Raw genomic sequence first — 21,106 nt, forward strand, 5'->3', positions numbered from 1 at the left:
AGGAGAAACCTCGTGCCGTCCATCGACGTCGTCGTAGCCCGCGAGATCCTCGACTCGCGAGGCAACCCCACCGTCGAGGTCGAGGTCGGCCTCGACGACGGCAGCACCGGCCGTGCTGCCGTGCCGTCCGGTGCCTCGACCGGCGCCTTCGAGGCGCTCGAACTGCGCGACGGGGACGCCGCGCGCTACAGCGGCAAGGGCGTCGAGAAGGCCGTCCTCGCCGTCATCGAGCAGGTCGGCCCCGAGCTGGTCGGCTACGACGCCACCGAGCAGCGCCTGATCGACCAGGCGATGTTCGACCTGGACGCGACCGCCGACAAGTCCTCGCTGGGCGCCAACGCCATCCTCGGCGTCTCGCTGGCCGTCGCGCACGCCGCCTCCGAGGCGTCCGACCTGCCGCTCTTCCGCTACCTGGGCGGCCCCAACGCGCACCAGCTGCCGGTGCCGATGATGAACATCCTCAACGGCGGCTCGCACGCCGACTCGAACGTGGACATCCAGGAGTTCATGATCGCGCCGATCGGCGCCGAGTCGTTCTCCGAGGCGCTGCGCTGGGGCGCCGAGGTCTACCACGCGCTCAAGAGCGTCCTCAAGGAGCGCGGTCTGGCCACGGGCCTGGGCGACGAGGGCGGCTTCGCGCCGAACCTCGGCTCCAACCGCGAGGCGCTCGACCTGATCATCGAGGCCATCCAGAAGGCCGGTTACAACGCGGGTCAGGACATCGCGCTGGCGCTGGACGTGGCCGCCTCCGAGTTCTACGAGGACGGCGTCTACGCGTTCGAGGGCCAGAAGCGTTCGGCCGCCGAGATGACCGAGTACTACGGGCAGCTTGTCGCGGACTACCCGCTGGTCTCCATCGAGGACCCGCTGTTCGAGGACGACTGGGCGGGCTGGAAGACCATCACCGACAAGCTCGGCGAGAAGGTGCAGCTGGTGGGCGACGACCTGTTCGTCACCAACCCCGAGCGCCTGGCCCGCGGCATCGAGGAGGGCTGCGCCAACGCCCTGCTGGTGAAGGTCAACCAGATCGGTTCGCTCACCGAGACGCTGGACGCCGTCGAGCTCGCCCAGCGCAACGGCTTCAAGTGCATGATGTCGCACCGCTCCGGCGAGACGGAGGACGTGACGATCGCCGACCTGGCCGTCGCCGTCAACTGCGGTCAGATCAAGTCAGGTGCCCCCGCGCGCTCGGAGCGTGTCGCCAAGTACAACCAGCTGCTGCGCATCGAGGAGATCCTCGACGACGCGGCGGTCTACGCCGGCCGCTCGGCGTTCCCGCGCTACAAGCGCTGACGCGGGCGCCGCGAGCGCCCCGGCCCCCGCCCGGGGGACCGGGCGGGGGCCGGGGCGGCGGGCGCGCGAGGCAGGGAGAGGCGAGGCAGGGAGAGGCATGGGAGCGGACCGGGACCGTTTCTCCACCGCGACGCGCCTGCGCGCCCTCGGCGCACAGGCAGCGGAGCGGGTCTACCGGGCGCAGGGCCCGGCGAAGCCGCGTACTCCGCGCAAGGGGCGGCTGACCGGCAGAGCCGCGCTGCTCGCCCTCGTCCTGTGCTCCCTCGTCGTCGCGCTCGCGTACCCCACACGGCAGTACGTCAGCCAGCGTTCCGAGATCGCCGAGCAGCGCGCGCAGGCCGAGCGGACGCGGGACGCGGTCGAGGAGCTGCGCAAGGAGCGGGCCCGCTGGAAGGACCCCGCCTACGTGGAGCGGCAGGCGCGCGAGCACCTGCACTTCGTGCGGCCCGACGAGACCGGCTACACCATGCGGGACGGCACAGCCGACGCGCGCCGCCCCCGCGACCGGGGGCCCGCCGACCGGCCCTGGTACGAGAACCTGTGGGACGGACTGGACAGCGCGGACGACGCAGGCTGACGCCGCGCGCCGCCCCGCCCAGGGCAACGGACCACCCGAGACGAAGCGACGAGCACCCTGACACCCATGGACACCCCACCGCCCCTGACCCGGCCGACACCGCCCACGGACGCTGACGTGGCCGCCTTCCGCGAGCAGTTGGGCCGCCCGCCGCGCGGACTGCGCGCCATCGCGCACCGCTGCCCCTGCGGGCTGCCGGACGTCGTGGAGACCGCGCCCCGGCTGGAGGACGGCACGCCGTTCCCCACCACGTACTACCTCACGTGCCCGCGCGCGGCCTCCGCCATCGGCACGCTGGAGGCGGACGGCGTGATGCGTCAGATGACCGAACGGCTCGGTCAGGACGCCGAACTGGCCGACGCCTACCGCGCCGCCCACGAGGACTACCTGGCGCGCAGGGACGCCATCGAGGAGCTGGTCGGCTTCCCCAGCGCGGGCGGCATGCCCGACCGGGTCAAGTGCCTGCACGTGCTGGTGGCGCACGCGCTCGTGGCGGGGCCCGGCGTCAACCCGCTGGGGGACGAGGCGCTGGCGATGCTGCCCGAGTGGTGGCGCAAGGGCCCGTGCGTGAGCGTGCCGGACAGCGACCCGAAGGCCGCTCAGGGGGACGAGGAGACGTCATGACCGTGCAGCGCGTGGCCGCGGTCGACTGCGGCACCAACTCGATCCGCCTGCTGGTGGCCGACCTCGACCCGGAGACGGGCGCGCTGGTCGACCTGGACCGGCGGATGGAGATCGTCCGGCTGGGGCAGGGCGTGGACCGTACGGGGCGGCTGGCGCCGGAGGCGCTGGAGCGGACGTTCGCCGCGTGCCGCCGCTACGCGGAGACCATCGCGGGCTTCGGCGTACCGCCGCGGCGCACGCGCTTCGTGGCCACCTCCGCGTCGCGGGACGCGGAGAACCGGGACGAGTTCGTGGCCGGGGTCGTGGACATCCTCGGCGTCGAACCCGAGGTGATCACCGGCGACCAGGAGGCCGAGTTCTCCTTCACAGGCGCCACCAGGGAGCTGTCCCGCGGCACCTTCGCGCCGCCCTACCTGGTGGTCGACATCGGCGGCGGCTCCACGGAGTTCGTGCTGGGCGACGAGACGGTCGAGGCGGCCCGCAGCGTGGACGTGGGCTGCGTGCGGCTGACCGAACGTCACCTCACCCACGGCGACGGCTCGCTGAGCGAGACCCCGACCGAGGAGCAGGTCGCGGCGATCCGTGCCGACGTGGCGGCCGCTGTGGACGAGGTGGCCTCGACGGTGCCGCTGGAGCGCTCCCGCACGCTGGTCGGGCTGGCCGGCACGGTCACCACGCTCGGCGGCATCGCGCTCGGCCTGGACGCCTACGACTCCTCCCGCATCCACCACAGCCGGCTGACGCGCGCCCGGGTCGGCGAGCTCACCTCGCGCCTGCTGGCCGCCACCCACGACGAACGCGCCGCCATCCCGGTGATGCACCCGGGCCGCGTGGACGTCATCAACGCCGGTGCCCTGGTGCTGCTCGCCCTCATGGAGCGGATCGGCGCCGAGGAGGTCGTGGTGAGCGAACACGACATCCTGGACGGGATCGCGTTCCATACGGCACTCGACGCGCGGTAGGCGGCGCGCCCCAGGTGTGCGAGGCGGCTGGAGGGTCGTTGCCGGGAGGGTGTGCGGGCCTCACTTGAGCGGGCGCTCACTCTCCTGATAGGCATGGAGGGCCCTTGGCGGGGGTCTTCCGGGGTCCCGCTTGAGAACTTTCGTGAATTGTTTCACATGGAAAAGTGCCCGGTGAGGCCCGGTTTTTGCCGTGGATTGAAGGGTTCCGGGGGTGATGAGGCCGGGAAACGACGGCGGGCGTCCGCGGGGGCTTCCCCGGGCGAGGGGCGGTACGGCAGGTGGTCCACCCGAGGCGCCGCCGATCTTCGCAGCTCAAAAGGTGCATCAACGGCCCGGAGTGCCCGGTGGTTCCCTCACCCGCCTGTGGGGTCGATCACGGGGCGGCGCAGTGTAGCAGAGGGTCGTCCCATGCTTGTGAAGGCCCTCACGAAGTGACCCCCGGGCTTGGGTGGATACTCGATTTCATGAGCACCACGGAGCGTCCCCGAATCCTCGTAGTGGGTGGCGGGTACGTCGGTCTGTACACCGCGCGCCGCATCCTCAAGAAGATGCGGTACGGCGAGGCGACCGTCACGGTCGTCGACCCGCGCTCGTACATGACGTACCAGCCCTTCCTCCCAGAAGCTGCTGCCGGCAGCATCTCCCCCCGCCACGTCGTGGTCCCCCTGCGACGCGTGCTCCCCAAGGCGGAGGTTCTCACCGGCCGCGTCACCTCGGTCGACCAGGACCGCAAGGTCGCCTCGGTCACCCCCTTGGCCGGTGACGCGTACGAGCTGCCCTTCGACTACCTGGTCATCGCGATGGGTGCCGTCTCGCGCACCTTCCCGGTGCCGGGACTGGCCGAGAACGGCATCGGCATGAAGGGCGTCGAGGAGGCCATCGGCCTGCGCAACCACGTCCTCGAGCAGTTCGACAAGGCGGACTCCACGCAGGACGAGGAGGCCCGTCGCAAGGCCCTCACCTTCGTCTTCATCGGCGGCGGCTTCGCCGGTGCCGAAACCATCGGCGAGGTCGAGGACCTGGCGCGCGACGCCGCCAAGTACTACCCCTCCATCAGCCGTGAGGACATGCGCTTCGTCCTCGTCGACGCGGCCCCCGGGATCCTGCCCGAGGTCGGCCCGAAGCTCGGCGAGTGGGGCCTGGAGCACCTGAAGAAGCGCGGCGTCGAGGTGTACCTCAGCACCTCCATGGAGTCCTGCGTCGACGGCCACGTGGTGCTCAAGAACGGCCTGGAGGTCGACTCCAACACCATCGTGTGGACCGCGGGCGTCAAGCCCAACCCGGTCCTCTCCCGCTTCGGCCTGCCGCTCGGGCCCAAGGGCCATGTCGACGTCGACGCCAGCATGCAGGTCAAGGGTATGGACTACGCCTGGGCCGCCGGCGACAACGCGCAGGTGCCCGACCTGACCTCCGACAAGGAGAACGCGTTCTGCCCGCCCAACGCGCAGCACGCGCTGCGGCAGGCCAAGGCGCTGGGCGACAACGTCATCTCCGGTATGCGGGGCTTCCCGCAGGGCAAGTACAAGCACGCCAACAAGGGCGCCGTGGCCGGCCTCGGCCTGCACAAGGGCGTCGCGATGATCGTCTTCGGCAAGACGAAGATCAAGCTGCGCGGCCGGCTGGCCTGGTACTTCCACCGCGCCTACCACGGCATGGCGGTCCCCACCTGGAACCGCAAGATCCGGGTCTTCGCCGACTGGACGCTCGGCATGTTCCTCAAGCGCGAGGTCGTCTCGCTGGGCGCCATGGAGCACCCGCGCGGCGAGTTCTACGAGGCGGCGGCGCCGGTGACGGCCGCGGCCCTCGCCAAGTCCGAGGCGTCGGCCGACAAGGCGAAGGCGACCGCCGACAGCCGGGCCGACTCGCCGGTCGACGGCAAGCAGGAGAAGGCGGCGGCCTCCTCCTGACCCTCCGCGGCGGCCCGCCGCCGCACCACCGCGCCTGAGAAGGGGCGTGAGCCATCCGTGGGGCTCACGCCCCTTCGTCGTGCTCACGCCCCTTCGTCGTGTCCGCGCCCCGTCGTCGGCGGCCGCGCGCCCCGGCTGCCTACCCGGACGGCTGTAGAACCCTTACGGCAACGGCCGGATTTGCGTGCACGGTGGGCATACATCACCCCGCGACAGTGTTACGTGTAGGGGGAATCCACCCCTGCCTGTCACGGAGGTGTGCTCAATGGCCGGTGCCGCCAACCGGATCGTCGCGCTCGGAGAACGGGTTCTGGGAGCACCGCTCCCGGTCCGGGTACGGGCGTGGGACCACAGCGAAGCGGGCCCACCGGGTGCCCCCCTGCTGGTGATCCGCAACCGGAGGGGACTGCGCCGCATCCTGTGGCGGCCGGGCGAGCTGGGCCTGGCGCGCGCCTGGGTCGCGGGCGACCTCGACGTGGACGGCGACCTGTACGAGGCGCTCGACGTGCTCGCCGGACTGATCTGGGAGAGCGACCCGGACGGCGGCGCCCCCGCGTTCGGCGGCGCCGCCGCGTCCGGGCCCGGTTGGCTGCGGGGCGCGCTCACCCTCGCCCGTGAACCCGAAGCCCGTGAGGCCGTCGCCGAACTGCTGAAGCTGGCGGGTCCGGGGCTGCCGCCACCGCCGCCCCCCGAGGAGGCCCGTCGTCGCACGGGCCTGCGGCACACCCTCAGCCGCGACCGCAAGGCCATCAGCCACCACTACGACGTCGGCAACGACTTCTACGAGCTGGTGCTGGGCCCGAGCATGGTCTACTCCTGCGCCTACTGGCAGCCGGGCGGCACCCTGGAGCAGGCCCAGCACGACAAGCTGGACCTCATCTGCCGCAAGCTCGCCCTGCGGGAGGGGCAGCGGCTGCTGGACGTCGGCGGCGGCTGGGGCTCCCTGGTGCTGCACGCGGCGCGCGAGTACGGCGTGCACGCCGTCGCCGTCACGCTCTCCCGCGAACAGGCCGCCTACGGGCGCAAGCGGATCGCCGAGGCGGGGCTGACGGACCGGGTGGAGATCCGGGTGCAGGACTACCGCGAGGTGGCTGAGGAGGAGGCGGCGCGCAGCGCCACGGTGAGGGGTCGTGGTCGGGCTGGGGGTACCTCCCAGCGGCAGCTGGGGGAGGGCGGGCCCTACGACGCGATCTCGTCGGTCGGTATGGCCGAGCACGTGGGTGCGGCGCGCTACCGGGAGTACGCCGACGACCTGTACGCCCTGCTGGCGCCGGGAGGCCGGCTGCTCAACCACCAGATCGGGCGGCGGCCGCTGGCCGACGAGGAGGCGTACTCCGTCGACGAGTTCATCGACGCCTACGTCTTCCCCGACGGGGAACTCGCGCCCGTCGGGCGCACCGTCGGACTGCTGGAGGACGCCGGGTTCGAGGTGCGGGACGTCGAGGCGCTGCGCGAGCACTACGCGCTGACGCTGCGGGCGTGGGTGCGCAACCTGGAGGCCGACTTCGCCCGGGCGGCCCGCCTCACCTCCCCGGGACGGGCGCGCGTGTGGCGGCTCTACATGGCGGCCTCGGCGCTGGCCTTCGAACGCAACAGGATCGGCATCAACCAGGTGCTGGCCGTCAGGACGCCGGAGTCCGGCACGTCCGGCCTGCCGCTGCGCACTCGCGCGTGGCAGGCGGACGCCGACGCGGACAGCGAACGCGCCTGAGGCGGCGCCCCTGCGCCTACCGCACAGCAGCTCGCCCCCGCCCTTGGTCAAGGGGCGGGGGCGAGGCGGTGTCAGGCGGGGGAGACGGGGCCGAAGGGCCTCCGGCTCACTCCGTCTTGATGGCGGCCAGCATGTTGAGCTTGGCCGCCCTGCGAGCGGGCCACAGCGCGGCGAGGACACCGACGACGGCGGCGAGGGCGAGGAAGAGGCCCAGCCGGTCCCACGGCAGCACCAGCGTGTAGGTGTCGAGCCCGGATCCGGCGATCAGCTCGCCGGCGGCCCAGCCGAAGAAGATGCCGAGGCCGATGCCGAGCACCCCGCCGAACAGGGAGATGACCAGCGACTCCAGCCGCACCATCCGCTTGATGCCGCGCCGGTCGAGCCCGATGGCGCGCAGCATGCCGATCTCCTGACCGCGTTCGAACACCGACATGGCGAGGGTGTTGATCACGCCGAGGACGGCGACGATGACGGCCATCGCGAGCAGCCCGTACAGCATGTTCAACAGAATATTGATCATCTGTGCGATGCCCTCGGAGATGTCCTTCTTGTCCTCGACGAGGATCGCCGGGTTGTCGCCGAGCTGCTTGGTGAGGGCTTCCTTGACCTCGTCGTCGGCCCCGTCCTTGGTCTTGGCGAGGATCTGCATGTCGGCGACCTCGCTCATGTGCGGGGTGACGGCCTTGTTGTCGACGAGGATGCCCTTGATCATCTGGTTGCCCTCGTAGAGCCCGCCGACCGTCAGCCTGCCCTTCCTGCCGTCCTCGTAGGTGGCGGTGAAGTCGGAGCCGACCTTCCAGCCCTTCTCCTTGGCGGTGGCGTTGTCGACCACGACCTTCGTGCCGCTGGAGAGCCCCGCCCAGCCGCCCGCGGTGAAGTCGATGTTGGTCAGCTTGCCGATCGAGGAGCCGTCGACGCCGGTGAGGTACTCGGAGTCGTCACCGATGTCGGCGTACGCGTTGCGCAGCGGGGAGGTCGCGGTGACCTGGTCGGACTGCGCGAGCTTCTTCTCCACCTCGGGTGAGAGCTGGGTGAAGTTGGCCATCGAGATCGTGTAGTCGGCCTTCAGCGAGTCCGACGCCATCTTGTTGACGGCCTGCTGGACGCCGCTGGCGATGACCGTCAGCCCGGTGATCAGGGTGAGGCCGACCATCAGCGCGGAGGCCGTGGCCGCCGTGCGGCGCGGGTTGCGGACCGCGTTCTGGCGGGCCAGCTTGCCGCTCACGTTGAAGAGCCGCAGCACCGGTGCGGCCGCCGCGATGAGCGGGCGGGACAGCAGCGGGGTGAGGATGAAGACGCCGATCACCAGGAGCACGGCGCCCAGGCCCATGGGGGCCTTGGCGTCTTCCACGTCCCCCACGGTCGTCGCCATCAGCACCAGCGCGGCACCGGCCGCGGAGAACAGGGCGCCGATGGTGTTGCGGAGGATGAGGGAGCGCGTGGTGGCGGGGGCGTGGAGTGCGCCCATGGCCGCGACCGGCGGGATCTTGGCGGCGCGCCGCGCCGGCAGCCAGGCCGCCAGGAGGGTGACGAGGACGCCCACGATCAGCGAGACGACGACGGTGTTCGGCTCGATGACCAGCGGCCCGTCGGGCATGCCGCCCATGGTGCCGACCAGCGCGCGCAGCCCGGCGGCGATGCCGACCCCGGCGGCCATGCCGGCCAGTCCCGCGACGGCCCCGACGACCAGCGCCTCGATCAGCACCGAACGGGTGACCTGACGGCGGCTGGCACCGACCGCGCGCAGCAGCGCCAGCTCCTTGGTGCGCTGGGCGACGAGCATCGTGAAGGTGTTGGCGATGATGAAGATGCCCACGAACAGTGCGATCCCGGCGAACGCCAGCAGGCTCGTCTTCATGCCGGACATGCTGTTCTCGATGGCCTTGGACTCGTCGTCGGCGAGCTTCTGGCCGGTGACGGCCTCGGTGTCGGCGGGCAGTACCTTCTCGGCCTGCTCCTTGAGCGCGGTCTGGGAGACGCCGGGGTCGGCCTTGAGCGCGATCTCGGTGTACTCGCCGGGCTCGGCGAACAGCTTCTGGGCCGTGGCGTTGTCGTAGAGGACCAGCGTGCCGCCCGCGGCGACGTTCCCGTCGTCGGTGGTGAAGATGCCGGTGACCTTCTCCTCGCGCACCGGGCCGTTGACCGACGTGCGCACGGTGTCACCGACCTGGTAGCCGGTGCGCTCGGCCGTCTTGGCGTCCAGCGCGATCTGGCCCTCGGCGCGGGGTGCCTGGCCTTCCTTCATCGGGTAGCGCGCGTCGGTGCCCTTCCCGTCCCGGCCCGCGTAGTAGTTGGCGCCCTGGGTGGAGAAGCCGTCACCGACGAGCTTGCCGTCCTTGTCGGACAGCGCCGCGAAACCGGAGACCACGCCGGTCGCCGAGGCGGCTCCCGGCAGGTTCGCGGCCTTGTCGAGAGTGCGCTGGCTCAACGGCGAGACGGTCTCGCGGCCCTGGGGAGCGTCGCTGCCGTCCTGGCTTATGGAGACGTCGACGTTCGCGTAGCCCTTCTCGGAGCTCTTCTGGAACGCGTCGGAGATCGTGGAGGTGAAGACCAGGGTGCCGGAGACGAAGGCGACGCCGAGCAGCACGGCGAGCATGGTCATCAGCAGCCGGGCCTTGTGCGCGAAGACGTTGCGCAAGGCTGTTCGGAGCATGAGGAAGTCCTCGGGGGTCCTTCTGGGATGTGGCCGACGTCGGTCGGCCGGTCGGCTCGGGTGTCGGGGGGAGGCTCAGCTCCTGCGCGCCTTGGCGTCGAAGGACTTCATCCGCTCCAGCACGCTGTCGGCCGTCGGTCCTGCCATGTCGTCGACGATGCGGCCGTCGGCGAGGAAGACCACGCGGTCCGCGTAGGCGGCCGCCACCGGGTCGTGGGTGACCATGACGACGGTCTGGCCCAGCTCGCGTACGGAGTTGCGGAGGAAGCCGAGCACCTCGGCGCCCGCCCGCGAGTCCAGGTTGCCGGTCGGCTCGTCACCGAAGATGATCTCCGGCTGGGAGGCGAGGGCGCGGGCCACCGCGACGCGCTGCTGCTGACCGCCGGAGAGCTGGTTGGGGCGGTGCTTGAGCCGGTCGGCGAGGCCGACCGTCTCGATGACGCGGTCCAGCCAGGCCCTGTCGGGCTTGCGGCCCGCGATGTCCATCGGCAGCGTGATGTTCTCCAGCGCGCTGAGCGTGGGCAGCAGGTTGAACGCCTGGAAGATGAAGCCCACGCGGTCGCGGCGCAACTGGGTCAGCTTCTTGTCCTTCAGACCGGTCAGTTCCGTCTCACCGATGCGGGCGCTGCCGCTGGAGATGGCGTCGAGACCCGCCATGCAGTGCATCAGCGTGGACTTGCCGGAGCCCGAGGGGCCCATGATCGCGGTGAACTCGGCCCGCCGGAACTCCACCGTTATCCGGTCGAGGGCGACCACCTGGGTCTCGCCCTGGCCGTAGACCTTGGACAGTTCTGTGGCCTGCGCCGCGGCGACGCCGGTGCTGGTGTGGGCTGCGGGGGCTCCGGGGTGCGGGCCACCCGCGAAGTGGTGCGGACGGGTGCTGGTCGTCACGGCGGGGCTCCTGTCGGGTCGTCGGTGGAGGAAGCCGGTTGGGAACTTCCGAATGACCTCCATCGTTCCGCCCTTCCTCCTCTCCCGGATCCGCCCCGGCTCTTGTTTGCGGGGGAGTCTTCGGAGGTAGCCCGCCCCACCTTCGTCCTCCTTGGGTATGAGGACCGACCCTGAGACGGCGGGAACGGGGGCCGATGCCACCCGACTGAGCTGGGCAGAGACCCCTGGCATATGCCAGCGGGAGGTGTGTGGCCCGGAAGTGCGTGACCGAACGGCGACTTTCCGTCATTTCTGTAGAGGTGAATGTAGGAAGAAGACCGCCGCGAAGTGGCCGATGTGGTACTGATGCACCGTCAGTTGCCAATAAAATAAGACAACATCGGTCTGTCGATCCGCTGTTCGGGGGATGACCCTGGATAGGCTCGTCCCGCGTCCTGGGGTGGGCCGTGTGCGCCCGGCGGTGCACGGAGCGGTCCCGGAGACCGGTGCCCGGATGGTGGAATGCAGACACGACGAGCTTAAACCTCGTTGGCCCTCAGGGCCGTGCCGGTTCAAGTCCGGCTCCGGGCACCAACACCCCTGGTGGCCCTGACCTGCTGAAAACCACCTGTAAGGGCGCCCCGTGATGGCGCTGCGGGGGCACGGTGGGGGCACCCCGACGTATCAGCCGGGCGGAACGAACGCCGTGCGCACCTCCGTGCCCGCCCGCGTGTGGCTCTGGGAGGCCGGGCTCGACGGTGGACGCGGCCGACGGTACAAAAGTCGCCGGCGCACTGTCCGGCTCCGCCCAGCCGCCGACGTGTCCAGGCAGCCTGGGTGTGTGACGTGTGTCGTCCTGGTGACGCAGCAGCGGAGCCGCTTTAGGGGTGAGTGGGTGCGCGGGATTTGCCACCACACCTACTGAACTCGCGAAAAGATCAGTAGTCGTTCGAGTCGGTGGCCGAAGGCGGCATCTTGGCAATCGAAGGACCAGGACCAGGAGCAGGGCTCGGCCGAAGGGCCGTGGAAGCTGTCGCGGTCGATGGCCCGGGGCGGGAGACCCGCCTGTAGGCCGAGGCCAGCAGAGCGATCACGGCCGCCAACAGCGTGGCGTTGGCCGCGTACTTCGCGGCATAAGAGGTGTGTCCACCCAGCGGCTCGACTGTGAACGAGAGAACGGAGTTCACCACAAGGGCGGCGCCACCAACCACGAGTGCGTGGCGTCGGTCCCAGCCTGCTCGGCCCGACCAGAGCAGGAGCAGACCGCCGCCCAGCGAGAGCACCGTCAGATCGGCGAGGACGCCCGACCAGCCGGGGGGTGCCAGTTGGTGGGTGGCCATCACCCCCACCGCTCCACCGCCGGCAAGCCACGGCGGCGGCACCCAGCCCGAGGAGGCCTCATGTCGGCGCGGCAAGGCGAGCGCGGCAGCGGCAAGCGCGGCGGCGACAACTGCGGTGGTGCCCAGTTGTGCCGTGCTCGCCAGGAATCCTCTGGTGTGCTCGTGAAAGAACACCACAAACGCCAGGACGTACAACACCAGCAATGCCGTGACGCCCCCACGTCCCAGCCACGGGCGGTCAGCCAGTCGTGGAACACAGGACTCGACCACGACGATCGGTGCTGCGAAGCTCCAGATCACGTGACCGACGACGAATCCGAGCAGATGGTGAACACTGATCCCGGCGACCGGAACGAGGGTGGGAAGACGCTCCTGGGACCAGAAGGGATCGCTGACGAAGTGCGGGTTGAACAGGCTCTGGTCGATCACCCCGGCCTGGATCAGTCCGAACGCCCCGCTCAGCAGAAGAATGCTCGGCCACCCTCGGCCGGACCGGCGAACGACCTCTCTGATGAGCACCGCTACCGTTCCATAGAGTGGGGCGAGAAACAGCAACCCGGAAACGAGCTCCCGCGGGCGGCCGATGATGCTGTCATAGCCGATGAGGTATTCGGCACAGACCGGAGACAGCACGAGGAGCGCCAGCACCGCCGACAGCCGGCGGAATCGCGGTGGTCGCCCGAGTGGGACAGAACTCATTGTTTCCATGCGGACCCCTTGGTGAACAGCGCGAGAAACGAGCCGGAGCGCCGCCTCCCCGCAGCCGCTTCCAGAACTCACCACGACCGTAGACACGCTGCCTCGGCGCACGGATCAGCCTTTGGTCTCCTGGGGCACGACCAAAGTCCCCACCACCGCGGCCCCGGTATCCACGAGGTCGCCGTGCCCCCGCACGGCGGGGCCGCGCGTCAGCGGGTCTCCAGCCGCAGCCGCAGCTGCTTCTCCTGGTCTCCCGCGACCTCCAGCACCTCCACCACGCCGAACGCCTCGGTCAGCACGCCGTGCAGCCGTTCCACCGCGTGGGGGGAGCCCTGCAGCTCGGCCGTCACGGGGGATCCGAGTGTCACCGCGTCCGGCCTGCCTCCGTCGCCGGAGACGTCGAACCGGGACAGCCACACGTTGGCCCTGCGGCCTTCCGGCTGCAACTCGTTCCAGTCGGAGCGGAAGAGTCCGCCCAGTACCCGGAACACCGCTTCGGCGTCCTCACAGGCGCAGTCGCTGAGCTCCACGGAAACTTCCCACTCGCCTTCGGACATCTCGGCCGTCATGTCCCGGGCCTCCCTCTCTCGCCTACTCACTGGCTCGCCTTCTCCGCGGGCGCTTCCCTCGCGGGCGCTTCCCTCGCGGGCGCTTCGCTCGCGGGCGCTTCCCTCGCGGGCCAAGGCTCGCGAATTCGCTCCAGGCCCCAATATCGGCCCGCAGGTACCCGTCGGGCGGGATCCCAACCGGCGATTCGCCGGGGGACCGGCGAGCCGGGCGGCCGGCGGCCCTGTGACCACATGCCGGATGGCGCCGGGTCCGCGCGAGAAGCGCTCCTAAGCTGCGGCAATGACTTCCGGTACGCTCACCGGCTCCGCGCCGGTCACCGCCCCCGTGCCCCCGCTCGCCGCCCGCGTCGCCTCGGCGGGCTCGTCGCCCGTACGGGAGATCCTGGCGCTGACCGAGCGTTCCGAGGTCATCTCCTTCGCCGGTGGCCTGCCGGCGCCCGAACTGTTCGACTCCGGTGGCATCCGCGCCGCCTACGACCGGGTGCTCACCGAGGAGCCGCAGCGGGTGCTGCAGTACTCCACCACAGAGGGGGACCCGGCGCTGCGGGCGGCGGTGGCCGGGCGGCTCGCGGACCGCGGCCTGCCGACGGATCCCCGGGCGCTGTTGGTGACGACCGGCTCCCAGCAGGCCCTCACGCTGCTGGCGACCGCGCTGCTGGAGCCCGGAGACACCGTGCTGGTGGAGGACCCCACCTACCTGGCGGCGCTCCAGTGCTTCGGTTTCGCGGGGGCGCGGGTGGTGCCCGTCCGCTCCGACGAGGACGGTGTGGATCCCGGGGCGCTGGCGGAAGCGGTGGAGCGCGAGCGGCCCAAGCTGCTCTACCTGGTGCCCACCTTCCAGAACCCGACCGGACGCACCCTTCCGCTCGCGCGGCGGCGGGAGGTCGCCGAGATCGCCGCACGAAACGGTCTGTGGCTCGTCGAGGACGACCCGTACGGGGAACTGCGCTTCGAGGGCGCGTCCGTGCCGTGGCTCGCGTCGCTGCCCCGGGCGGCCGACCGGACGGTGCTGCTGGGCAGCTTCTCGAAGGTGATGGCCCCCGGCGTGCGGCTCGGCTGGCTGCGGGCGCCGGCCGCGCTGCGCCGTGCCTGTGTGGTCGCCAAACAGTCCCTCGATCTGCACTGCTCCACCGTCGACCAGGCCGCGGCCGCCAGGTATCTGGCGGACAGCGACCTGGACGCCCACCTGACGCGGGTCCGCGAGGCCTACAGGCAACGCCGCGACGCCCTGGTGGACGGACTCGCCGCGGCGCTGCCGGAGGGCAGCACGTGGAACCGCCCCGAGGGCGGCATGTTCGTCTGGGCCCGGCTGCCCGAGGGACACGACGCGACCTCGCTGCTGCGCGAGGCCGTCGCGCACGACGTCGCCTACGTCCCCGGCGCCCCCTTCTTCGCCGGCCCGCCCGACCACGCGGCGCTGCGCCTGTCGTTCACCACGCACACCCCGATGGAGATCGGCGAGGGTCTGAACCGGCTCGGGGAGGCCCTGCGGACGGCGGCGTGACCGACGCCGACGGAGGTCCGCCCCGGCGGGATGGAGGGTGTGGGTCGCGGGGCGCACGGAGGCGCGGTTCACGGGGCGGACGGAGGGTCCGCTCCGCCCCTCGGCTCAGCGCGCCGCTCTCCACCCTCCGGCGCCGCCGCCCTCACTCCCCTGGGGCCTCGTCGCTGTCCGCGCCCTCGACGCTCTCTCCCCGCGCGGTGTTCCCCGCGCCCGTCCGCTCGCGGGGCAGGGACAGCCGCTCGCGGGGCAGGATCAGGGCGAGGAGCACGATGGCGGCCAGCACGCCGGTCATGGTGGCGAACACCCGGCCGTGGGCGGTGTGGTCGGGACCCGCGACGGCGGAGAGCGCGGCGAGCCCGAGTGCGCCGCCGAACTGTTTGGCGGTGTTCATCAGACCGGAGGCGGCTCCCGCGTCACCGGCCGGAACGCCGGAGGTGACCACCGCCGTCGCGGGCGTGACGAACACGGCGGCGCCCAAAGAGAACACGATCGCGGGCCCCAGCACGCCGGAGGGATAGCCGCTGTCGGCGGACGCCGTGCTCTGCCACCAGAAACCGGCACCGCACAGCACGGCCCCCGCCAGGATGAGCGTCCGGTGTGCGAAGCGGCGCATCAGACGGGGCGTCACCCCTACACCGGCTGCCGCACCGATCAGTGTGTGCGGCAGGAAGCCGAGACCTGTGCGGAGTGCCGAGTAGCCGAGTGTGTCCTGCATGAAGAACGTCAGGAAGTACCAGACGGGGATCTGGAGACAAGCCCCGGCCAGCAGCACGATCGTGTTGCCGACCGCCACCGTGCGCCGCCGCAGCAGTGCCGGAGGGATCAGCGGCCGGGACGCCCAACGGGTCTCCACGGCGACGAGGAGGGACAGGGCGGCGACTCCGGCCGTCAGCGCCCAGAGGGTGGCGGGATCCGACCAGGAACCGTCCTGGGTGCGGCTGACGCCGTAGGTGAGGGCCGTCATGCCGACGGTCGCGGCGAGGGCCCCCGGCAGGTCCAGCCGGGGGCGTTCCGTGCCCTGCGGGAGGCCGCTCGGCGGCAGCGCCCGTACGAGCAGCAGTGCGACACAGCCGAGGGGGACGTTGACGAGCAGGACGGCCCGCCAGGAGAACGCCTCGGTGAGCACTCCTCCCAGCAGGTTTCCCGCGGCACCGCCGACGGAGGAGACGGCCGTCCAGATGGCGAGCGCGCGGGTGCGGCGCGGACCCTCCGTGAAGGTGGTCGTCAGGACGGTGAGGGTGACGGGGGCCAGCACGGCGGCCCCCAGCCCCTGGGCGGCGCGGGCGGCGATGAGCGGGCCAGGGGAGGTGGCGAGTCCGCCGACGAGGCTCGCGAGGGTGAAGAGAGCCAGCCCTGTGGCGAACACCTGGCGGTGGCCTCGCAGGTCGGCCAGGCGCGCGCCCGGCAGGAGCAGGCCGGCGAACGCCAGTGCGTAGGCGGTGGCGACCCAGGAGAGGCCGCCGCTCGTGGTGAAACCGAGCGCTTCCCGGACGGCGGGCAGCGCGACGTTCACCACGGAGACGTCCAGAACGACCATGAATTGCGCCGCACAGGCCAGCGCCAGGACGGCGGCGGCTTCCGTCGCGGTGGCTGACGTGGCTGACGTGGCTGACGTGGCTGACGTGGTGGAGGCGGTGGCGGGTGTGGTGGAGCGCACGGCTCCTCCCTCGTGTGCTTCCGCGCCCTGACCGCGCCGGTGCAAGGGCCGCACGGGTGGGCTTTTCGATGTGGTCACACCGTAAAGCTCTCCGGGTGGGCTTTTCAATGCGGCGACATCGGGATGCTCGGGGTGGCACTATCGGGAGGCCCACAGAGGGAACTGGCGAACAGGGCGAGGAGGGGCAGGGAACATGCCGTCCAGCGCATCCACGCGCGGCCGCGGGCCGGGGCTGCACCACGACCGCCGGCGCACGGAGATCGCCGACGCGGTGCTCGTGGTCGTCGCCGGAAGGGGACTGCCCGCCGTCTCCCTCACGGAGGTCGCCGCTCACGCCGGCGTCTCACCGGGCCGGGTCCAGCACTACTTCCCGACGAAACAGAAGCTGCTGGAGGCCGCCTTCGACCGTGGCAACGAGCGCAGCGAGGAACGGATCAGGGCGCGCCTGGGTGCCGGCACCGCCGACGCGCCGCCCGCCGAGGTGCTCGCCGTCGTCCTGGACGAGTTGATCCCCCACGACGAGGAGTCGCGGGCCCACCTGCGGGTGCGGCACGCGTTCAACGCCGGCGCCCTGGCCGACGACGCCATCGCCGAGCGCGTCCGCCGCCTCTACGCCGGTCTCCACGGGAGCCTGGCCGCGTGCCTGGCCCGGGCGGGCGGGCGCGAGCCCGCGGGAGGCCACGAGGCCGCGGCTGTCGCCCTGGTGGCCCAGGCGGAGGGCCTCGCCTATCACGTGCTGCTCGGCACGACCGGAGCCCCGAGCGCGCGGCGCACGCTCCATGCGGCGCTCGAAGCCGCCCTGGCGCGCTGAGCGGTCTGCGGACCGCCGACGGCCTGCGGCCCGCCCTGTGCGAGGCCCGCTGGACGGTGCGCGACGCCGCACGTGTTGCAGTCCCTTGCCCCGGGCGGAGAAAGCCCGTTGAATAGGGGCCGTGTCGCGTGACGCTGTCGTTGGTACGGCAGTGGCATGGAGGCACCCTGACGTGAGGAGAGTGCATCGTGGGTACACACACCGCCAGGCTCGTCTGACACGTATCTGAGGCGCGGCTGACGCACAGCGCAGCCGTGGTCCGCGCCGCCGCCGTCCCTTCGGCCGCGCGCCGGGCTCCCCCTTTTCTTCTTTCTCCGTTTTCCCGGCCCTGTCTGACCGGGTGCTGACACGCGCGCGTCGACGTGCGCTCACACGCGTGCCCAGTCGCGCCGCTCACGTGCGCGCTCATGGACACGCGGTGGGCCCAGGTGTGCCCGCACGGGCGCTCGGACGCAGCCGTGGGCCGGGTCGTCTCTGCTGCTTGGAGCTGTTTTCTTGACCCCTTCGCCCCTTTCCCCCACTCCGCCCCGCGTCAGTGACTTCAACCGCGCGGTCGTCGAGGAGTTCCGCGCCAACTCCGGCCGCGTCGGCGGCCCGTTCGAGGGCGGGGACCTGCTGCTGCTGACCACCACTGGGGCCCGTTCGGGCCTGGAGCAGACCTCTCCCCTCGGGTACGTCCGCGACGAGGACGGCCATCTCCTCGTCGTCGCCTCGGCGGGCGGCGCACCCCGCCATCCGGCCTGGTACCGCAACCTGCTCGCGCACCCCATGGCCAGAGTCGAGGTGGGGGAGGAATCGTTCGGGGCCGTCGCGGTGCCCACCGAGGGCGCCGAGCGGGACCGGCTGTTCGCGCACGTCGTACGGCAGGCGCCCGGATACGCCGACTACCAGGCGCGCGTCTCCCGTGCGCTGCCCGTCGTCCGGCTCGAACGCTCCTACCCGGACGCGCCGTTCACCGGGCTCGTCGACAAGCTCCTGGAGGTCCACACCTGGCTGCGGGACCAGCTGCGCCGCGTCTCCGCGGAGGCGGACGCCTACTTCACCGCCAGGGCGCAGCGGTCCGACGGCACTGAGGCGCCGCAGGTCCCGCTCGGGCTCCAGCTGCGTCAGCACTGCCTGGCCTTCTGCGAGTCGATGCACACGCACCACGTCTCCGAGGACCAGGGGGCGTTCCCCGTGCTGGCCGAGAAGTACCCCCACCTGGCTCCCGCGCTGGCGCGCCTGCGGGCCGAGCACGAAACGGTGGACCGCCTCCGTGCGGAGCTGGAGCGCCTGCTGGCCGACCTGACGACCGCGGAACCCGGCCGTTTCCGCGCCGAGCTCGCCCGGATGACCCGTCAGCTGGAGGCCCACCTGGACTACGAGGAAGAGGTGCTCATCCCGCCGCTTTCCGAGCTGCCGGCGCCCTGAGCCTCCGCTTCCGCGGTCTCCGTTTCCGCGGCCTCCGCTTCCTCCGTGTTGCGGGCCGGGGGACGTAGCCGGGCCCCGACCCGGCCGAGCGCACGGGCGATGGTGTCGGTCTCGTCGGGTTCCAGCACGTCGATCAGGGCGGCGCGGACGGCCGCCACATGACCGGGGGCCGCGGCACGCAGGGTGTCGCGGCCCTCCTCGGTGAGGACGGCGAGGATTCCGCGCACGTCCGTGGGGCACGAGCGGCGCCGCACGAGGCCGTGTTTCTCCAACTGGCCCACCTGGTAGGTCAGGTTGCTCTTGGAGCTGAACAGCCCCTCGGCCAGATCCGTCATCCGGAGCTCACCGCCGGGTGCTCCGGCGAGCCGGACGAGTACCTCGTACTGCGGGTGGGAGAGCCCCGCGTCCTCCTTCAGCTGCTGCTCCACGTGGCGGGAGACCCGGCTGGTGGCTTCGAGGAAGCCCTGCCAGGCCGCCATCTGACGTTCATCGAGCCACCGGGTCCCTTCCATGGACCCCATCCTACGTGTTGTTCAAATTCAAACCGCCTTGTTACCGTCGGGCAGTACGTTTCGAATTTGAACAACCGGTGGCATCGTCCCGTCACCCGGTTCCCACGCCGACGCAGGAGGCTCCGCTCATGCCGTCCCCCCACGCCGCACAGGACGCTTCGACCACCCCGGAGAGTCCGCCCGCCACCGGCGCAGCAGCCCGGGTCCCCGGTACCTCCGAGCGGTCCGGCGCCGCACTCGCCGACCAGCCCGCCTCCTCCGCGCACTCCGCCCACGACGCCGGGCTGCTCCTGCTGCGCCTCGCGCTCGGCCTGACCATGGCGGCGCACGGCTCCCAGAAGCTCTTCGGCTGGTTCGACGGCGGCGGGCTCGCCGGGACGGAGCAGTTCTTCCAGTCGGCCGGCTACCCCGCCGCCGGGGCCATGGCCGTCGTCGCGGGGCTGACCGAGACCCTCGGCGGGCTCGGACTCGCGTTCGGCCTCCTCACCCCGCTGGCGGGCGCCGCGGTCTTCGGCACCCTGCTCAACGCGCTCGCGGTGAAGTGGGGCGGAGGCTTCTTCGCCCCCGAAGGCGTCGAGTACGAGCTGCTGCTGACCCTGGCCGCCGCCGCGCTCACCCTCGCGGGGCCCGGCCGGCTGGCGGCGGACTCGGCGCTGCCGCTCCCGGCGCCGTGGCGGCACCGGCTCAGCCACGGTGCCGCCGCGCTCGTCCTCGGAGCGGTGGCCGCGGGCGCTCTTCTCCTCGTGCGCTCCTGAAAGATGGCGTGTCCACGGAGGGGAAGGGCCGGGACCGACCGGACTGTTCCGTCGGAAAGCGGTCACCCGCACGGGTGAGGACGTGATGGCCGTGTGGCACAGGGAACAACGCGTGTCTTCTCTTCGTTGTTGACTCTGCACTAGCGTGCTGTTTTTACTAACGCATTACGCTGGACTGCGAGGCCGCGCAGTGTGGCCATGGAGGAGTGAGATGAGGAGCAGTAACCCGGTCTTCTCGCGACGGGGGTTCAGCCGCGCGGGCGGCTACGCCGGCTTCAATGCGCAGCAGCAGCCGCAGGCCGGGAACCCGTACGCGTCCAACCCCTACGCCGCCAACCCCCAGGCGGGCAATCCGTACGCACAGCCCAACCCGTACGCGGGCCAGCAGACGCAGACCCCCGGTCAGCCGTACACGGCGCCGCCGGCTCCGCCGTCCGCCGGGCGGATGACCATGGACGACGTGGTCGCCCGTACGGGAATGACCCTCGGCCTCGTCGTCGTCACCGCCGCGGTGGCCTGGCTCACCGGTCTCTCGCTCGGCCTCGCGCTGGGCGCAGGGCTGGTGGCGATGGTGCTCGGCTTCGTCCAGGCGTTCAAGCGCAAGGCCTCGCCCGCGCTGATCCTGGCGTACGCCGCCTTCGAAGGCCTCTTCCTCGGCGCACTGAGCAACTACGTCAACCAGTGGGTCAACGGCGCCGCGATGCAGGCGGTGCTCGGCACGATGGCGGTCTTCACCGCCGTGCTGGTGATGTACAAGACCCGCATCATCCGGGTCACGCAGCGGTTCTACCGCTTCGTGATGGCCGCGGCGATCGGGTTCGTGCTGCTGATGGCCGTCAACCTGCTCTTCGCCGCCTTCGGCGGCGGTGACGGGCTCGGTTTCCGCAGCGGCGGTCTCGGCATCCTCTTCGGCGTCGTCGGCATCGTGCTCGGCGCCCTGTTCCTCGCCCTGGACTTCAAGCAGGTCGAGGACGGCATCGCCTACGGCGCACCGAAGGAGGAGGCGTGGCTGTCCGCCTTCGGCCTGACGCTGACTCTCGTGTGGATCTACATGGAGTTCCTGCGCCTGATCGCCATTCTGCAAGGCGACAACTAGCGAAGGACGGTGCCGGGCGCGATGCCCGGCACCGTGTGCGCCGCACACCGCGAGGGCCCGGGAGGTGTTCCACCTCCCGGGCCCTCGGCTGTTCTTCCGGCCGTGCCGGCCGTGCGCCGTGCCGGCCCGGGGTTTCTCGGGTGCCGCCCGGCGGCC

The 21,106-nt window shown here is 71.4% G+C and carries 17 protein-coding genes and 1 tRNA gene; 12 read left to right on the top strand and 6 right to left on the bottom strand.

Translation table 11 applies throughout. The features are described 5' to 3' along the window. Positions 1-12: 12 nt before the first annotated feature. From eno to DTL70_RS26795, 6 genes are all read left to right on the top strand, one after another. A complete protein-coding gene (gene eno, locus DTL70_RS26770) occupies positions 13-1,293 on the top strand; it encodes a phosphopyruvate hydratase (protein WP_114024578.1) in 1,281 nt (426 codons plus the stop codon). 97 nt (positions 1,294-1,390) lie between these two features. Then, complete coding sequence (locus DTL70_RS26775; RefSeq protein WP_114024579.1) at positions 1,391-1,870, top strand: FtsB family cell division protein; 480 nt, start codon at positions 1,391-1,393, stop codon at positions 1,868-1,870. A 66-nt stretch (positions 1,871-1,936) separates the two neighbouring features. Beyond that, the gene (locus tag DTL70_RS26780) at positions 1,937-2,494 is read left to right on the top strand and encodes a DUF501 domain-containing protein (protein WP_114024580.1); all 558 of its coding nucleotides are present in this window, start codon (positions 1,937-1,939) and stop codon (positions 2,492-2,494) included. A 2-nt stretch (positions 2,495-2,496) separates the two neighbouring features. Next, positions 2,497-3,456, top strand: a complete 960-nt coding sequence (locus DTL70_RS26785; RefSeq protein ID WP_114024617.1) for a Ppx/GppA phosphatase family protein — start codon at positions 2,497-2,499, stop codon at positions 3,454-3,456. A gap of 464 nt (positions 3,457-3,920) precedes the next feature. Continuing rightward, a complete protein-coding gene (locus DTL70_RS26790) occupies positions 3,921-5,363 on the top strand; it encodes an NAD(P)/FAD-dependent oxidoreductase (RefSeq protein ID WP_114024581.1) in 1,443 nt (480 codons plus the stop codon). A gap of 265 nt (positions 5,364-5,628) precedes the next feature. Beyond that, positions 5,629-7,074 (top strand): SAM-dependent methyltransferase, encoded by a 1,446-nt coding sequence (locus DTL70_RS26795; protein WP_114024582.1) that lies wholly within the window; start codon positions 5,629-5,631, stop codon positions 7,072-7,074. A gap of 106 nt (positions 7,075-7,180) precedes the next feature. Here DTL70_RS26795 and DTL70_RS26800 read toward each other — a convergent pair whose 3' ends face one another. Both DTL70_RS26800 and DTL70_RS26805 read right to left on the bottom strand, forming a co-directional pair. Continuing rightward, complete coding sequence (locus DTL70_RS26800; protein ID WP_114024583.1) at positions 7,181-9,727, bottom strand: ABC transporter permease; 2,547 nt, start codon at positions 9,725-9,727, stop codon at positions 7,181-7,183. A 75-nt stretch (positions 9,728-9,802) separates the two neighbouring features. Then, a complete protein-coding gene (locus tag DTL70_RS26805; protein ID WP_114024584.1) occupies positions 9,803-10,618 on the bottom strand; it encodes an ABC transporter ATP-binding protein in 816 nt (271 codons plus the stop codon). 487 nt (positions 10,619-11,105) lie between these two features. On the opposite strand from DTL70_RS26805, the gene DTL70_RS26810 reads away from it, so the two are divergent. Continuing rightward, positions 11,106-11,191 (top strand) — tRNA-Leu (locus DTL70_RS26810). A 344-nt stretch (positions 11,192-11,535) separates the two neighbouring features. Here DTL70_RS26810 and DTL70_RS26815 read toward each other — a convergent pair. Together DTL70_RS26815 and DTL70_RS26820 are read right to left on the bottom strand one after the other, a co-directional pair. Continuing rightward, on the bottom strand, positions 11,536-12,645 hold the full coding sequence (locus DTL70_RS26815; protein ID WP_245979786.1) for a hypothetical protein: 1,110 nt from the start codon (positions 12,643-12,645) through the stop codon (positions 11,536-11,538). 200 nt (positions 12,646-12,845) lie between these two features. After that, positions 12,846-13,205 carry a hypothetical protein gene (locus DTL70_RS26820; protein ID WP_114024585.1) on the bottom strand — a complete coding sequence of 120 codons (360 nt, stop codon included), beginning with the start codon at positions 13,203-13,205 and terminating at the stop codon, positions 12,846-12,848. Between the two features lie 280 nt (positions 13,206-13,485). On the opposite strand from DTL70_RS26820, the gene DTL70_RS26825 reads away from it, so the two are divergent. Then, a complete protein-coding gene (locus tag DTL70_RS26825; protein ID WP_114024586.1) occupies positions 13,486-14,709 on the top strand; it encodes an aminotransferase-like domain-containing protein in 1,224 nt (407 codons plus the stop codon). Between the two features lie 142 nt (positions 14,710-14,851). Here DTL70_RS26825 and DTL70_RS26830 read toward each other — a convergent pair whose 3' ends face one another. Further along, on the bottom strand, positions 14,852-16,366 hold the full coding sequence (locus DTL70_RS26830; protein WP_245979788.1) for an MFS transporter: 1,515 nt from the start codon (positions 16,364-16,366) through the stop codon (positions 14,852-14,854). A 193-nt stretch (positions 16,367-16,559) separates the two neighbouring features. On the opposite strand from DTL70_RS26830, the gene DTL70_RS26835 reads away from it, so the two are divergent. Next, positions 16,560-17,177 carry a TetR/AcrR family transcriptional regulator gene (locus DTL70_RS26835; protein WP_114024587.1) on the top strand — a complete coding sequence of 206 codons (618 nt, stop codon included), beginning with the start codon at positions 16,560-16,562 and terminating at the stop codon, positions 17,175-17,177. 495 nt (positions 17,178-17,672) lie between these two features. Then, positions 17,673-18,587: a nitroreductase/quinone reductase family protein gene (locus DTL70_RS26840; RefSeq protein ID WP_114024588.1), complete on the top strand. Its 915-nt coding sequence runs from the start codon at positions 17,673-17,675 to the stop codon at positions 18,585-18,587. On the opposite strand, the gene DTL70_RS26845 is transcribed toward DTL70_RS26840, so the two are convergent. Next, positions 18,536-19,099 (bottom strand): MarR family winged helix-turn-helix transcriptional regulator, encoded by a 564-nt coding sequence (locus tag DTL70_RS26845; protein ID WP_114024589.1) that lies wholly within the window; start codon positions 19,097-19,099, stop codon positions 18,536-18,538. The two genes, DTL70_RS26840 and DTL70_RS26845, sit on opposite strands and share 52 nt — an antisense overlap. Positions 19,100-19,227: 128 nt before the next feature. Between DTL70_RS26845 and DTL70_RS26850 the strand changes: the two genes are divergently transcribed. Both DTL70_RS26850 and DTL70_RS26855 read left to right on the top strand, forming a co-directional pair. Beyond that, positions 19,228-19,854, top strand: a complete 627-nt coding sequence (locus tag DTL70_RS26850) for a DoxX family protein (RefSeq protein WP_114024590.1) — start codon at positions 19,228-19,230, stop codon at positions 19,852-19,854. A 211-nt stretch (positions 19,855-20,065) separates the two neighbouring features. Then, a complete protein-coding gene (locus DTL70_RS26855) occupies positions 20,066-20,950 on the top strand; it encodes a Bax inhibitor-1/YccA family protein (protein ID WP_114024591.1) in 885 nt (294 codons plus the stop codon). Positions 20,951-21,106: the final 156 nt, after the last annotated feature.

The sequence above is a fragment of the Streptomyces diacarni genome, assembly GCF_003323715.1.
In the GTDB taxonomy this organism is placed as follows: domain Bacteria; phylum Actinomycetota; class Actinomycetes; order Streptomycetales; family Streptomycetaceae; genus Streptomyces; species Streptomyces diacarni.